At 70.4% G+C, this 13,745-nt stretch carries 14 protein-coding genes; 7 read left to right on the forward strand and 7 right to left on the reverse strand.

What is annotated here, in order from left to right:
* Positions 1-122: 122 nt before the first annotated feature.
* From ACFYUZ_RS04940 to ACFYUZ_RS04950, 3 genes are read right to left on the reverse strand one after another with little or no spacing between them, the layout of a single operon-like run.
* The gene (locus tag ACFYUZ_RS04940; RefSeq protein ID WP_389306370.1) at positions 123-1,121 is read right to left on the reverse strand and encodes an ABC transporter substrate-binding protein; all 999 of its coding nucleotides are present in this window, start codon (positions 1,119-1,121) and stop codon (positions 123-125) included.
* Between the two features lie 5 nt (positions 1,122-1,126).
* On the reverse strand, positions 1,127-1,801 hold the full coding sequence (locus tag ACFYUZ_RS04945; protein WP_389306371.1) for an ABC transporter permease: 675 nt from the start codon (positions 1,799-1,801) through the stop codon (positions 1,127-1,129).
* A 1-nt stretch (position 1,802) separates the two neighbouring features.
* Positions 1,803-2,489 (reverse strand): ABC transporter permease, encoded by a 687-nt coding sequence (locus tag ACFYUZ_RS04950; protein ID WP_389306373.1) that lies wholly within the window; start codon positions 2,487-2,489, stop codon positions 1,803-1,805.
* A gap of 143 nt (positions 2,490-2,632) precedes the next feature.
* On the opposite strand from ACFYUZ_RS04950, the gene ACFYUZ_RS04955 reads away from it, so the two are divergent.
* Positions 2,633-3,601 (forward strand): ABC transporter ATP-binding protein, encoded by a 969-nt coding sequence (locus ACFYUZ_RS04955; protein WP_389306375.1) that lies wholly within the window; start codon positions 2,633-2,635, stop codon positions 3,599-3,601.
* 129 nt (positions 3,602-3,730) lie between these two features.
* On the opposite strand, the gene ACFYUZ_RS04960 is transcribed toward ACFYUZ_RS04955, so the two are convergent.
* The gene (locus ACFYUZ_RS04960; protein ID WP_389306377.1) at positions 3,731-4,843 is read right to left on the reverse strand and encodes an alpha/beta hydrolase; all 1,113 of its coding nucleotides are present in this window, start codon (positions 4,841-4,843) and stop codon (positions 3,731-3,733) included.
* Positions 4,844-5,008: 165 nt separating this feature from the next.
* Here ACFYUZ_RS04960 and ACFYUZ_RS04965 point away from each other — a divergent pair, with 165 nt between their 5' ends.
* The 6 genes from ACFYUZ_RS04965 (at position 5,009) to ACFYUZ_RS04990 (ending at position 9,849) form a co-directional block, all read left to right on the forward strand.
* Positions 5,009-6,856 (forward strand): phosphatidylglycerol lysyltransferase domain-containing protein, encoded by a 1,848-nt coding sequence (locus tag ACFYUZ_RS04965; protein ID WP_389306379.1) that lies wholly within the window; start codon positions 5,009-5,011, stop codon positions 6,854-6,856.
* 28 nt (positions 6,857-6,884) lie between these two features.
* A complete protein-coding gene (folP, locus tag ACFYUZ_RS04970) occupies positions 6,885-7,745 on the forward strand; it encodes a dihydropteroate synthase (protein WP_389306380.1) in 861 nt (286 codons plus the stop codon).
* Positions 7,742-8,233 (forward strand): nuclear transport factor 2 family protein, encoded by a 492-nt coding sequence (locus ACFYUZ_RS04975; protein WP_389306382.1) that lies wholly within the window; start codon positions 7,742-7,744, stop codon positions 8,231-8,233. The genes folP and ACFYUZ_RS04975 overlap by 4 nt, the downstream gene beginning before the upstream one ends.
* Positions 8,234-8,353: 120 nt before the next feature.
* Entirely contained in the window at positions 8,354-8,713 is a 360-nt protein-coding gene (gene folB / locus ACFYUZ_RS04980) for a dihydroneopterin aldolase (protein ID WP_030694518.1), read from the forward strand.
* Positions 8,710-9,309, forward strand: a complete 600-nt coding sequence (gene folK, locus ACFYUZ_RS04985) for a 2-amino-4-hydroxy-6-hydroxymethyldihydropteridine diphosphokinase (protein WP_389306384.1) — start codon at positions 8,710-8,712, stop codon at positions 9,307-9,309. The genes folB and folK overlap by 4 nt, the downstream gene beginning before the upstream one ends.
* 60 nt (positions 9,310-9,369) lie before the next feature.
* Positions 9,370-9,849: a DUF3180 domain-containing protein gene (locus tag ACFYUZ_RS04990; RefSeq protein ID WP_389306385.1), complete on the forward strand. Its 480-nt coding sequence runs from the start codon at positions 9,370-9,372 to the stop codon at positions 9,847-9,849.
* A gap of 4 nt (positions 9,850-9,853) precedes the next feature.
* On the opposite strand, the gene ACFYUZ_RS04995 is transcribed toward ACFYUZ_RS04990, so the two are convergent.
* The 3 genes from ACFYUZ_RS04995 to ftsH all read right to left on the reverse strand — a co-directional run bounded on the left by ACFYUZ_RS04995 (position 9,854) and on the right by ftsH (position 13,644).
* The gene (locus tag ACFYUZ_RS04995; protein ID WP_389306387.1) at positions 9,854-10,849 is read right to left on the reverse strand and encodes a hypothetical protein; all 996 of its coding nucleotides are present in this window, start codon (positions 10,847-10,849) and stop codon (positions 9,854-9,856) included.
* A gap of 69 nt (positions 10,850-10,918) precedes the next feature.
* Positions 10,919-11,524, reverse strand: a complete 606-nt coding sequence (folE, locus tag ACFYUZ_RS05000; protein ID WP_389306388.1) for a GTP cyclohydrolase I FolE — start codon at positions 11,522-11,524, stop codon at positions 10,919-10,921.
* 101 nt (positions 11,525-11,625) lie between these two features.
* Positions 11,626-13,644 (reverse strand): ATP-dependent zinc metalloprotease FtsH, encoded by a 2,019-nt coding sequence (gene ftsH / locus ACFYUZ_RS05005; RefSeq protein ID WP_389306390.1) that lies wholly within the window; start codon positions 13,642-13,644, stop codon positions 11,626-11,628.
* Positions 13,645-13,745 lie beyond the last annotated feature (101 nt).

Below are 13,745 nucleotides of genomic sequence, written 5' to 3' on the forward strand. Positions count from 1 at the left end.
ATTTACCGTGCGTAGGCGGCATGTGGGGTGTCGGCCCGGCAATCTCTTGGCCACTTCTCGCCACCAGAAGTGGATATCGACGGTTCCGGTTCCGTTTCGGGCCGACTCCCCTCCCCCGTCTCCTACTTCTTGAGCAGCCCCTTCGTCTCCAGATACTCCTTGGCGACGTCCTCCGGCTTCGCCCGCTCGGCGTCCACCTTGCGGTTGAGTTCGGCGAGATCCGCTGTGGTCAGCACCTTGGTGATCTTGTCGAGGGCGGCGGCGATCTCCGGAGAACCGGCGTCCCCGGCGTTGACCACCGGCAGCACGTTGTCCGCGTTCTGCAGGTGCTTGTCATCGGTGAGGAAGACGAGGCCGTACGTGTCGATCGTGGCGTCCGTGGTGGTCGTCAGGACCAGCTGGTCCACCCCGTCCTTGACCGCCTGCTTGGCCTGCGGCGTACCGACTCCCTTGGGGTCGATCCCGGCCACGTCGATCCCGTACGCCTTCTTCAGTCCGGGCGCGCAGAAGGGCCGTACCGCGCATTCGTCACCGGCCGCGATCTTCACCTTCAGCTTCGCGCGGCCGAGATCGGAAAGCGTCTTCAGCTTGTTCTTCGCGGCGAATTCCTTCGTCACCGCGAAGGCGTTCTGATCGACCGCCTCCCCGGCCGCGAGGACCTTCAGTCCGCGCGGTTCGGCGAGCTTCCGCAGCGCGTCGACCGTGGCCGTCACGTCGCCCGAGGCGACCGGCTTGTCTTCGGGCGCCTTCGGGCCGTTCGCCTTCGCGTTGAGGAATTCCGCGATCGTCGCCGCGTATTCCGGGACGACGTCGATCTCGCCCTTCTCCAGCGAGGGTTCGTACAGCTCGCGATTCTTCACCGTGGTGATGGACACCGAGTATCCGGCGGCCCGCAGCGACTGCGCGTACAGCTCGGCGAGGACCTTGGCCTCCGTGAAGGCGGCCGCGCCGACCACCAGCGAGCCCTTCTCCCCGCCGCCGGAGCCGCCGGAGCCTCCGGAGTCCTTCTTCCTGCCTTCCTCCAGGCTGTCGCCGCCGCACGCGGCGAGGGCGACGGTCAGCGCCGCCGTACCCAGCAGCGCGCCCGCGATACGCGAGACCCTGTTCACGAGATCACCCATCCCAGTCAGCGTTCAACAAGTCTTCCGTGTCGGTCGAGGAGGCGGTCCGCGCCCACCAGGACGCCCTCCACCAGGAGGGCGAGCAGCGCCACCAGCACGGCTCCCGCGACCACCTGCGCGGTGTCGTACGTGGCGAAGCCGGTCGTGATGATCCGGCCCAGGCCGCCCTGTCCGACCATTGCGGCGATCGTCGCCGTGGCGACCACCTGCACCGCCGCCGAGCGGATCCCGGTCATCACCACCGGCCGGGACAGCGGGAGTTCGACCCGGAGGAAGAGCTGACCGCCCGTCATCCCCATGCCCCGGGCGGCCCGCACCGCCGCCCGGTCCACCTCCCGCACCCCCACGTACGCGTTGGTGAGGAGCGGAGGCACGGCGAACAGCACCAGGGCCACCACGGTCGGCACGTAGCCGGCGTTCCGCAGGGGGGACACCATGAACAGCGCGAGCACCGCGAAGACGGGGATCGCCCGCCCCACGTTCGACACGTTCACCGCGAGGGCCCCGCCCCGGCCGAGGTGGCCCAGCCACAGGCCCAGCGGCAGCGCGAGGGCCGCGGCGATCAGCAACGCCGCCCCGCTCACGTACACGTGCTCGGCGAGCCGCTGCCCGATGCCGTCCTCGCCCGTCCAGTGCGCGCCGGTGGTGAGCCAGCCCCAGGCGTCCGTCACGATGCCCACCTCACCCACCTCCCGGCGCGGTCCGTATGCGGGTCCAGGGCGTGAGCAGCCGCTGGAGGCCCAGGAGCAGCAGGTCGGCGACGACGGCGAGCAGCACGCACAGCACCGAGGCGGCGAGCATCTGCGCCTTGAAGAAGGTCGGCAGCGCGTCCTCGATGAGGTTGCCGAGGCCTCCCCGGCCGACGACCGAGCCGATCGTCGTCAGCGCGATCGTGGAGACCGTCGCCATCCGCACCCCGGCCATCAGCACCGGCAGCGCCAGCGGGAGCTCGACCTGCCAGAGCATCCGCAGCGAGCCGTACCCCATGCCCCGGGCTGCCTCCCGCGTCTCGGCCGGCACGGCGGCGAGCCCCGCCAGGGCGTTCCGCACGAGGATCGTCAGCGCGTACAGCACGAGGCCGGTCACCACGAGCGCCGCCGACAGTCCGAAGAACGGCAGCAGCAGCGAGAACATGGCGAGCGACGGCACCGTGTAGAGCAGGGTGGTCAGGCCGAGGACCGGGCCGGCGAACCGGGGCCGGGCGCGGACGAGCAGCGCGAGGGGCACCGCGACGGCGAGCGCGATCAGCACCGACACGACCGTGATTCCCACATGTTGGAGCAGCGCGTCCGTCAACTCCCCGCCGCGCGTGCGCAGATACTCACCGCAGATCCAGTCGTTCGCGACCAGACAGTTCGGCGCGCTCATCGTCCCTCCCCCCGGGTCGTCCGCCCTCCCGAACTCTTGTGTGACGACCCTAACCCCCGCCACCGACAATCCCCGAGACTCGCCACAATGCGGCAACACGGCCTTCACACACCCCCGCCGCCCGGGGGACAGAATGGGGAACCATGATCCGGTTCGAACACGTGACCAAGCGGTACGACGACGGCACCACGGCCGTCGACGACCTCTCCTTCGAGGTCGCCGAGGGCGAACTCGTCACCCTGGTCGGCCCGTCCGGCTGCGGCAAGACGACCACGATGATGATGGTGAACCGGCTCGTGGAGCCGACCTCGGGCCGCGTCCTCGTCGACGGCCAGGACATCGCCGGCGTCGACCCGGTCGCCCTGCGCCGCAAGATCGGTTACGTCATCCAGCAGGTCGGGCTCTTCCCCCACCGGACCGTCCTCGACAACACCGCGACCGTCCCCGCCCTCCTCGGCTGGAAGAAGGCCGCCGCACGCGCGCGTGCCGCCGAACTCCTCGAACTCGTCGGCCTCGACCCAGCCGTGTACGGCCCCCGCTACCCCGCCCAGCTCTCCGGCGGCCAGCGCCAGCGCGTCGGCGTCGCCCGCGCGCTCGCCGCCGACCCGCCCGTCCTCCTCATGGACGAGCCCTTCGGCGCCGTCGACCCGGTCGTCCGCGAGCGCCTCCAGAACGAGTTCCTCGCCCTCCAGGACACCGTCCGCAAGACGGTCCTCCTCGTCACCCACGACATCGAGGAGGCCGTCCGCATGGGCGACCGCATGGCCGTCTACGGACAGGGGCGCATCGAGCAGTTCGACACGCCCGCCACCGTCCTCGGCTCCCCCGCCACCCCGTACGTCGCGGACTTCGTCGGCAGCGACCGCGGCCTCAAGCGGCTCGCGGTCACCCCCGTCACCGAAGCCGACCTCGACCCCGCGACCGGCCCCGGCGAGGACGACGGCGCCCCCGTCCCCCTCGGGACCTCCCTCAAGGACGCCCTCGCCGTGCTCCTCCAGCACGACACCGGCCGCCTCACCGTCACCGGCGACGACGGCCGGCCCCTCGGCGTCCTCACCCCGGCCGGCGTCCACCGCGCCCTGCGCCGGGCCACGGCACCCGCGGAAGGCTGAACCACGGGCACCGGACCACCGCCGCCGGACCGCCGGACCACTGCCGCCGGGCCTCCGGACCGACGAGGCACCGAGACACCGAGCCGCCGAGCCGCCGAGCCGCCGAGCCGCCGAGCCGCCCGGTGAGCCTCAGTCCGCGCTGAGCTTCCCGCCCATCCAGACGAGACCGGGCGAGAGCTCGCGGTTCCAGGTGTTGAAGTTGTGGCCGCCGCTCTCCAGCACGATCGACGAGACCTGCGCCGGGCTCTTCACCTTCCGGATGAACTGCTGCGTCCCCTTCAGGTTGTTCTCGCCGTGCTTCGACGACGTCACCAGGAACGACGTGTTCCCCAACCGCCCGTGGTCCAGGCTCCACAGCAGGTCGCCCCGCTTGCGCAGGGCGTCGTCCCCGTGGAACAGGTCCCCGGTGGTGATGTCCTCCGCCGCCTTGTAGTACGCGGAGAAGCCCGCCCCCGCCGCGAACCGGTCCGGGTGGTGCAGGGCGATCTTCAGGGCGCAGTAGCCACCCGTGGAGTTCCCCATGAACCCCCAGTTCCGCGCCTTCGTCCCCACCCGGTACGTCTTCGAGACCGCCCTCGGCAGGTCCTCCGCGAAGAACGTCTCCGTCTGCGGACCCCCCGGGATGTCCACGCACTCGGTGTCCCTCGGCGGCGCCACCGTCGGGCGCAGCAGCACCAGGATCATCGGCTGCATCCGTCCCTCCTTCGCCTGGAGGTACGCCGCCTTCGGATAGTTGAGCCCCTTGATCAGGTTCTCCGCCGCCCCCGGATACCCCGTGAGCACCACCGAGGCCGGGAACGTCCGCTTCGCGTACCGGGCCTGGAAGTACTCCGGCGGCAGGTACACATAGGCCGGCGAGACGATCCCCGACCGCTCCCCCGCGAGCACGACCTCCTGGATCTGGCCCCCGACCGACGGACGACCGCCACCCGGCACGTCGAGCGTCCGCGTCCCCACCACCCGCACGTCCTTCGAGGCGGCCCCGTGGTCGACGACCACCCCCATCTCCTGCTCCTGCCCGAACAGGTCGGCCCACGAGCCGTAGAAGAGGAACGACCGGTTCGCCGCCAGCCCCACCGCGGCGAACAGCACGACCTGCGTCACGAGCAGCAGCCCCACCCGGCCCACGACCGGCCGCCAGCCCCGCCGCGCCAGTCTCGGCCACAGCCAGACCGTGGCCAGGAACAGCACCACGGCCAGCACCACGGCCGACACGAGGACTTTGTTGCTGGTGAGACCCATGAGACGACCGAGCCTTCTTTCCGAGATTTTCCTGGGGTCGAATGAACCCGGCCCGGTACGACGTCGTCATAGAAGGCGCACCAGCCGGAACGGCCCCCCGCACGCGCCGCAGGGCCCGACCGGAGTCAAAGACCCTGCGCAGGACCACGAGAAGTACGGGAAGCCATGTCTGTCACGGTAGATGGGGACAAATCCGGATTGGTTCCGGTTCGGATGCGGCGGATTCTCCGCGGCCCCCGCCCCGAGAAAGTCCCCGCCCTCGTCGGCACGGCCTGCACCGCCATCGGCCTCATCGACATCGCGGCCGGGGTCTTCCCCCGCTTCCGGGCCAGCCGCATGCACGCCGTCGCCGAAGTCCTCCCCGGCACCCTCGGCCCCCTCTCCGCCGCCCTCTCCCTGAGCGCCGGCGTCCTCCTCCTGCTCCTCGCCCACGGCCTCAAGCGGCACAAACGCCGCGCCTGGCGCGCCGCCGTCGTCCTCCTCCCCCTCGGCGCCGCCGCCCAGTTCGTCTGGCGCCACTCCGTCCTCGGCGCACTCCTCTCCCTCCTCCTCCTCACCCTCCTCGTACGCCACCGGGGCGAATTCGCCGCCCTCCCCGACCCCCGCAGCCGCTGGCGCGCGCTCGCCAACTTCGTCGTCATGGGCGCCGGATCCATCGCCCTCGGCCTCGTCATCGTCAGCGCCCACCCCCGCCGCGTCATCGGCAGCCCCAGCCTCACCGACCGACTCGAACACGTCCTGTACGGCCTCCTCGGCGTCGAGGGCCCCGTCGCCTACACCAAGGGCGTCGACTGGACCGTCGGCTACTCCCTCGGCGCCCTCGGCATGCTCACCGCCCTCACCACCATCTACCTGGCCTTCCGCCCCGAGCACCCCGCCGCCCGCCTCACCGACGAGGACGAGACCCGCCTGCGGGCCCTCCTCGACCAGCACGGCGGCCGCGACTCCCTCGGCCACTTCGCCCTCCGCCGCGACAAGGGCGTCGTCTTCTCCCCCAGCGGCAAGGCCGCCGTCTGCTACCGCGTCGTCTCCGGCGTCATGCTCGCCAGCGGCGACCCCATCGGCGACGTCGAAGCCTGGCCCGGCGCCATCGAACGCTTCATGGACGAGGCCAAGGCCCACTCCTGGACCCCCGCCGTCATGGGCTGCTCCGAGACCGGCGGCCAGGTCTGGACCCGGGAGACCGGCCTCGACGCCCTCGAACTCGGCGACGAGGCGGTCGTCGACGTCGCGGACTTCTCCCTCTCCGGCCGGGCCATGCGCAACGTCCGCCAGATGGTCAAGCGCATCGAACGCAACGGCTACACCACCCAGGTCCGCCGCGTCCGAGACCTCGACGACGACGAACTCGAACGCGTCCGCCGCGCCGCCGCCGCCTGGCGCGGCACCGACACCGAACGCGGCTTCTCCATGGCCCTCGGCCGCATCGGCGCCCCCGGCGACGGCGACGCCGTCATAGCGACCGCCCACAAGACCGACGACCCCGACGACACCGACGCCCCCTACGGCGACCTCAAAGCGATCATCCACTTCGTGCCCTGGGGCCCCGACGGCATGTCCCTCGAACTCATGCGCCGCGACCGCTCCGCCGACCCCGGCATGAACGAGCTGCTCATCGTCGCCGCCCTCCAGGCCTCCCCCGGCCTCGGCATCACCCGCGTGTCCCTCAACTTCGCCATGTTCCGCGCCGCCCTCGCCCGCGGCGAGAAGATCGGCGCCGGCCCCGTCCTCCGCGTCTGGCGCGGACTCCTCGTCTTCCTCTCCCGCTGGTTCCAGATCGAGTCCCTCTACAAGTTCAACGCCAAATTCCGGCCACGCTGGGAACCCCGCTTCGTCGTCTACCGCAAAAGCCGCGACCTCCCCCGCATCGGCCTCGCCGCCATGCAGGCCGAAGGCTTCGTGAACCTCGCCCTGCCCCGCCCCTTCCCCCGCCGACGCCCCGCCCCCACCCCCCGCCCCTGCGCCCACATCACCCCCGCCCGGACGCCCGACCGAGAAGTCCGCGCGGCCTGATATCGCCCCTGGGCCCTACGCTGGACACATGAGTGCGACGATCGACCGGGGCACGGCCCGGGGCCTGCCGGAGTGGGACCGCTGCGCGGTCATGGGCGTGGTCAACGTGACCCCCGACTCCTTCTCCGACGGCGGCCGCTGGTTCGACACCACGGCCGCCGTCAAACACGGCCTCGACCTGGTCGCCGAGGGCGCCGACCTCGTCGACGTCGGCGGCGAGTCCACCCGCCCCGGCGCCACCCGCGTCGACGAGGAGGAAGAACTCCGCCGCGTCGTCCCCGTCGTCCGCGGCCTCGCCGCCGAAGGCGTCACCGTCTCCGTCGACACCATGCGCGCCACCGTCGCCGCCCGCGCCGTCGAAGCCGGCGCCGTCCTCGTCAACGACGTCAGCGGCGGCCTCGCCGACCCCGCCATGGTCCCCGCCGTCGCCGCCGCCGAGGTCCCCTTCGTCGTCATGCACTGGCGCGGCTTCAGCGCCGACATGAACAGCCTCGCCGTCTACGACGACGTCGTCGGCGAGGTCCTGACCGAACTCCGCACCCGCATGGAAGCCGTCATCGACGGCGGCGTCGCCCCCGAGCGCATCGTCATCGACCCCGGCCTCGGCTTCGCCAAGCTCGCCCCCCACGACCTCGCCCTCGTCGCCCACCTCCCCGACCTCCGCGCCCTCGGCCGCCCCCTCCTCGTCGCCGCCTCCCGCAAACGGTTCCTCGGCCACGTCCTCACCCGCGAAGGCGCCACCCCGCCCCCCGCCCGCGAACGCGACGCCGCCACCGCCGCCGTCTCCGCCATCGCCGCCCACACCGGCGCCTGGGCCGTCCGCGTCCACGAGGTACGCGCCACCGCCGACGCCGTACGCGTCGCCAGGGCCGTCGAAGGAGCCGCGTGAGCCGCACCGACCCAGCAGCCACCGACGAAGCAGCCGTCGAAGCCGCCAACACCGCCTTCTACGGGGCCATGGAGACCGGCGACTTCGAAAGCCTCTCCGCCCTCTGGCTCGACGACGGCACCACCCCCGTCACCTGCGTCCACCCCGGCTGGCCCGTCCTCACCGGCCGCGGCGAGGTGCTCCGCTCGTACGCCCTGATCATGGCGAACACCGACTACATCCAGTTCTTCCTCACCGACCTGCGGATCGCCCTCGCCGACGACACCGCCCTCGTCACCTGCACCGAGAACATCCTCAGCGGCGGACCCGCCGAGGACGGCGCCGAGCTCGGCCCCCTCGTCGGCCAGCTCGTCGTCGCCACCAACGTGTTCCGCCGCACACCCGCCGGCTGGCGGATCTGGTCCCACCACGCCTCCCCCGTCCTCGGCGAGACCGAGGACACGGACGGCACCGAACCCGGCACAGACCCCACAGAACCCCCCGCCTGACCCACCCACGCCCCCCACGGACAAACACTGTCGGTCCCCGCGGGTAGATTCGAAGTGGACACCCGGCCGTCCGCACCCGGCTGCGTGGCCACCCGAACTACGACAGCAGGAGTGATTCGCGTGGATCGTGTCGCGCTGCGCGGCCTCAAGGCCCGAGGCCACCACGGCGTCTTCCCCAAGGAGCGCGAGGAGGGCCAGACCTTCATCGTGGACCTGGTCCTCGGCCTGGACACCCGCCCGGCCGCCGCCGACGACGACCTCAGCAAGACGGTGCACTACGGCATCGTCGCCGAAGAGGTCGTCGACGTCGTCCAGGGCGAGCCCGTCGACCTCATCGAAACCCTCGCCGAGCGCATCGCCCAGCAATGCCTCAGCCACACCGGGGTACAAGAGGTGGAGGTCGTCGTCCACAAGCCCGACGCACCCATCACCGTGCCCTTCGACGACGTGACCATCACGATCACCCGGAGCCGACGATGAAGCCGACGCAGAGCGACCCCACCGTCCAGCCCGTACCGGCCTCCGTCGTCGCCACCGTCGACGCCGCCGACACCACCCTCTCCAACCCCCGCTGGGCCGTCCTCGCCCTCGGCGCCAACCTCGGCAACCGCCTGGAGACCCTCCAGGGCGCCGTCGACGCCCTCGGCGACACGCCCGGCCTCCGGGTCAAAGCCGTCTCCCCCGTCTACGAGACGGCCCCCTGGGGCGTCGAGCCGGGCACCCAGCCCTCCTACCTCAACGCCGTCGCCCTCGTGAAGACGACCCTGCCGCCCTCCTCCCTCCTGGAGCGGGCCCACGCCGTCGAAGAGGCCTTCCACCGCATCCGCGAGGAGCGCTGGGGCGCCCGCACCATCGACGTCGACATCATCACCTACGCCGACGTCGTCTCCGAGGACCCCGTCCTCACCCTCCCGCACCCCCGCGCCCACCAGCGCGCCTTCGTCCTCGCCCCCTGGCACGACGTCGACCCCGACGCCCAGCTCCCCGGCCACGGCCCGGTCGCCGACCTCCTCGCCTCCCTCGGCGACGAAGGCGTCACCCCCCGCGCCGACCTGGAACTCCGTCTGCCCGAGTAGTCGTTAGGCTCGGGGAGACCTCCCGGCGACCACGAACGACGACCACACGAAGGACACCCGGTGAAACAACTGCGGCTGAAAGTGCTCACCGGACTGTTCCTCGTGGCCGGCATCCTCTCCTGGGGGGCCGCCCGCCTCTGGGACTCGGTCGGCACCCTCCCCAGCGTGCCGATCGCCGCGCCCATCGTCCTCGCCGTCATCGCCGTCGTCCTCACCGCGACCGCCCTCTCCATCCGCGCCCGCCTCAAGGCCCAGCGCGAGCGCCGCCCCGGCGCCAAGGGCGTCGAACCCCTCATGGCGGCCCGCGCGGTCGTCTTCGGCCAGGCGAGCGCCCTCGTCGCCGCCCTCGTCGCCGGCATGTACGGCGGCGTGGGCGTCTTCCTCCTCGGCTCCCTCGACATCCCCGCCCGCCGCGACCAGGCCCTCTACGCCGCCTTCTCGGTCGCGGCGGGCATCGCCGTCATCGCCGCCGCCCTCTTCCTGGAGCGCGTCTGCAAGCTCCCGGAGGACGACGACAAGGACCGCGCCCCGGCGGCGTAGGCCCCTACCAGGGCTCGCGCGCCAGGTGCCCGTTCACCAGGAAGGTGGGGTGCGGGGAAAGCTTGTACCGGTAGAAGGTGAAGGGCTTCGCCCCTAGGGCGGGGCGGGGGCGGACCTCTTGGACCTTGATCCAGGAGGACTCGGGCGGGTCGAGGGGGTGGTGCTCGGGGGTGAAGGTGCCCCGGCTGGTCCAACGATCCGATACGCAGAGTCGCGAGGCGCCTTTGTCCCTGGCTCGCGGAGTGAACCGTGCCCCGATGATCGGGGCGATCTCGGCAAGGAAGGGAACGTTGGCGCTCGTGATCACACGCGCGTCCCATCCCTTGATAGGGCAGCCGTCACCTTCGATGTATCCGTCGAGGAACCCCTTGAAGGTCTCTAGGTCCCGCAGGACAACCCGGGGGAAGCGGTGCCGCATGTGGTGTGCATCCCCGCCCACGTAGTGCCGCAGCGCGTCCGAGAGGTACGAGGAGACCACTCGCACGCGGAAGCCGGGCAGATCCCGCTTCAGGTAGCCGGATGGCCGAGTCACCGCCTCCAGGCGAGACGGCAGTCCTGTGCAGGACGTCAGAGCGGCCGCGTAGCGCATTGCGAAGGCTTCCTCGTTCACCACCAGCGACACATAGTTCTTGCCGACCGTGCCGTCGGCGCAGGTGGCCCCCACGAAGTAACCGAACTCGTACCCCGGCCAGATGGTCAGCCGCTCCCGACACAGTTTCCGCGCATGCGTCCAGGCGACTGCCGTCCCTGCCACGTCCGCCGCACGCTTCCACCCCTCCGGAGTGAGCAGCAGCAGATCCGGGCCGACGGTGAAGGTCATGTGGTCCGTGACCACATCGACGGCCTGCCGCCCCTTCACCGCCGTCACGTCCACGACCGTGGTCCGCACCGTCCGGTCGCCGTCCAGCGTCCACATCACGCTGCCCGGCACCACGTTCTTGGCCTGCGTGCAGCCGTCCACCAGGTTGACCAGCATCTTGCTGGTCGGCCCGTACCCCATACCGCCCCCTTGATCAGCGAGGAACTCCGCTGATCAAGGACGGTAGGGAGCAAGACGGACAGTCCGCTACTAGCGGGCCAATATCAGGGACATAGCCTCAGCACGTGTAGTAGCGTCACGAAGTTGACCACGCACCGCCGAGGTCGTCGTCTTCGCGCCCGGCTTGCGGATGCCGCGGAGCGACATGCACATGTGCTCGGCCTCGATCACGACGATCGCGCCACGGGCCTCAAGGATCTTCATCAGCGAATCGGCGATCTGGGTCGTCAGACGCTCCTGGACCTGCGGGCGCCGTGCGAACACATCGACCAGACGCGCCAGCTTCGAGAGTCCCGTGATCTTCCCGCTCTCCGCAGGGATGTAGCCCACATGGGCCACGCCATGGAACGGGAGCAAATGATGTTCACAGAAGCTAACGAGTTCAATGTCCTTCACGAGGACCATTTCGTCATGCCCGAGGTCAAAAGTCGTGGTCAGGACATCTTCTGGCTCCTGACGCATACCTGCCAGCAATTCCTTGTATGCACGTGCAACGCGCGCGGGTGTCTGCTGCAAACCCTCGCGGTCCGGGTCCTCGCCGACCGCGATGAGGAGCTCCCGTACGGCATTCTCGGCGCGCTTCTCGTCGAACTCGCCGATCGTGCCCTCGCCGTCCAGCGTCACCGGGTCGGTCATCCTGTGCCTCGTTCCGTCTGCCTGTGTGCGCGCGAAAGAGCCGCGCCCCCACAGGCTAGAACCTGTGGGGGCGCGGCTTCCATTCCGGGGTGGCCGGGCGGTCAGTCCTCGGGGGTCTCGACCGGGGCGATGTCGATGCCCTTGGTGGTGTCGACCGCCGGGGTCGCCGAGCCGTTCGCGCTGTTCGTCAGGGCGAGCTCCTTGGGGGAGAGCACCGGCGGACGCGTGGAGGGGGTGCGGCGGCTGGAGCCGGTCCAGGCCGGGCGGGCCGGGCGCTTGACGATGGGGGCGAAGATCTCGGCGATCTCCTCCTTGCCCAGCGTCTCCTTCTCCAGGAGGGCGAGGACCAGGTTGTCGAGGACGTCGCGGTTCTCGACGAGGATCTCCCAGGCCTCGTTGTGGGCGGTCTCGATGAGCTTCTTGACCTCTTCGTCGACCAGTGCGGCGACTTCTTCGGAGTAGTCGCGCTGGTGGGCCATCTCGCGGCCGAGGAAGGGCTCGGTGTTGTCGCCGCCGAACTTGATGGCACCGAGGCGCTCGGTCATGCCGTACTGGGTGACCATCGCGCGGGCCGTGGCGGTGGCCTTCTCGATGTCGTTCGCGGCGCCGGTGGTCGGGTCGTGGAAGACCAGTTCCTCGGCGGCGCGGCCACCCAGCATGTACGCGAGCTGGTCGAGCATCTCGTTGCGCGTGGTGGAGTACTTGTCCTCGTCCGGCAGGACCATCGTGTAGCCCAGGGCACGGCCGCGGGACAGGATGGTGATCTTGTGGACGGGGTCGGAGTTCGGCGAGGCCGCCGCGACCAGGGCGTGACCGCCCTCGTGGTACGCGGTGATCTTCTTCTCCTTGTCCGACATGATGCGGGTCCGCTTCTGCGGGCCCGCGACCACGCGGTCGATCGCCTCGTCCAGAGCCTTGTTGTCGATCAGCTTCTGGTCGCCGCGGGCGGTGAGGAGCGCCGCCTCGTTGAGGACGTTGGAGAGGTCCGCGCCGGTGAAGCCGGGGGTGCGGCGGGCGACGGCGCCGAGGTCGACGTCCGGGGCGACCGGCTTGCCCTTCTGGTGGACCTTGAGGATCTCCAGGCGGCCCTGCATGTCGGGGCGGTCGACGGCGATCTGCCGGTCGAAGCGGCCGGGGCGCAGGAGGGCGGGGTCGAGGATGTCGGGACGGTTGGTGGCGGCGATGAGGATCACGCCGCCCTTGACGTCGAAGCCGTCCATCTCGACGAGGAGCTGGTTGAGGGTCTGCTCGCGCTCGTCGTGGCCGCCGCCGAGGCCGGCGCCGCGGTGGCGTCCGACGGCGTCGATCTCGTCGACGAAGACGATCGCGGGTGCGTTGGCCTTGGCCTGCTCGAAGAGGTCGCGGACGCGGCTGGCGCCGACGCCGACGAACATCTCGACGAAGTCGGAGCCGGAGATCGAGTAGAAGGGCACTCCGGCCTCGCCGGCGACGGCGCGCGCGAGGAGCGTCTTGCCGGTTCCGGGCGGGCCGTAGAGCAGGACGCCCTTGGGGATCTTGGCGCCGACGGCCTGGAACTTGGCGGGTTCCTGGAGGAACTCCTTGATCTCGTGGAGTTCCTCGACGGCCTCGTCCGAGCCGGCGACGTCGGCGAACGTGGTCTTCGGGGTGTCCTTGGTAATGAGCTTCGCCTTGGACTTGCCGAACTGCATGACGCGGGAGCCGCCGCCCTGCATCTGGTTCATCAGGAAGAGGAAGACGACCACGATGAGGACGAAGGGGAGGAGCGAGAGCAGGATCGAGACGAAGGGCGACTGCTTCGTCGGGGAGACGGTGTAGCCCTTCTCGATCTGCCCGGCCTCGAACTTCTCCTGCAGCTTGTCGGCGAGGTCCGCGCCCTGGGAGCCGATGTAGCTGGCCTGGACCTTGTCGGCCTTGTTGATCTTCTGACCGTCGATGAGGTCGATCTTGATGATCTGCTCGTCACCGGTGGTGAGCTTTGCCTGCTTGACCTGGTTCTTGTCGATCGCCTGGACGACCTGGCCGGTGTCCACCGTCTTGTAGCCCTCGGACGAGCCGACGACCTGCATCAGCACGACCACGGCGAGGACGGCCAGCACGATCCACATGACCGGCCCACGGAAGTATCGCTTCACGTCCATCCATACGGAGCGATGACGCTCCGTCCCTCCTGCCCGTAGGAAAATGCTGCTGTGAGAGCTGCTGTGTGAAAAAGCTGTTCTTCGGACGGTACCTCAGCATC

Origin of the sequence: Streptomyces sp. NPDC004266 (genome assembly GCF_042874095.1) — a bacterium.
Taxonomy (GTDB): domain Bacteria; phylum Actinomycetota; class Actinomycetes; order Streptomycetales; family Streptomycetaceae; genus Streptomyces.

Bases quoted from the DNA above. Each gene is read 5' to 3' on its own strand.
- ACFYUZ_RS04940 (WP_389306370.1), bottom strand. From the start codon at position 1,121: ATGGGTGATCTCGTGAACAGGGTCTCGCGTATCGCGGGCGCGCTGCTG.
- ACFYUZ_RS04950 (WP_389306373.1), bottom strand. From the start codon at position 2,489: ATGAGCGCGCCGAACTGTCTGGTCGCGAACGACTGGATCTGCGGTGAG.
- ACFYUZ_RS04955 (WP_389306375.1), top strand. From the start codon at position 2,633: ATGATCCGGTTCGAACACGTGACCAAGCGGTACGACGACGGCACCACG.
- ACFYUZ_RS04960 (WP_389306377.1), bottom strand. From the start codon at position 4,843: ATGGGTCTCACCAGCAACAAAGTCCTCGTGTCGGCCGTGGTGCTGGCC.
- ACFYUZ_RS04965 (WP_389306379.1), top strand. From the start codon at position 5,009: ATGTCTGTCACGGTAGATGGGGACAAATCCGGATTGGTTCCGGTTCGG.
- folP (WP_389306380.1), top strand. From the start codon at position 6,885: ATGAGTGCGACGATCGACCGGGGCACGGCCCGGGGCCTGCCGGAGTGG.
- folK (WP_389306384.1), top strand. From the start codon at position 8,710: ATGAAGCCGACGCAGAGCGACCCCACCGTCCAGCCCGTACCGGCCTCC.
- ACFYUZ_RS04995 (WP_389306387.1), bottom strand. From the start codon at position 10,849: ATGGGGTACGGGCCGACCAGCAAGATGCTGGTCAACCTGGTGGACGGC.
- folE (WP_389306388.1), bottom strand. From the start codon at position 11,524: ATGACCGACCCGGTGACGCTGGACGGCGAGGGCACGATCGGCGAGTTC.
- ftsH (WP_389306390.1), bottom strand. From the start codon at position 13,644: ATGGACGTGAAGCGATACTTCCGTGGGCCGGTCATGTGGATCGTGCTG.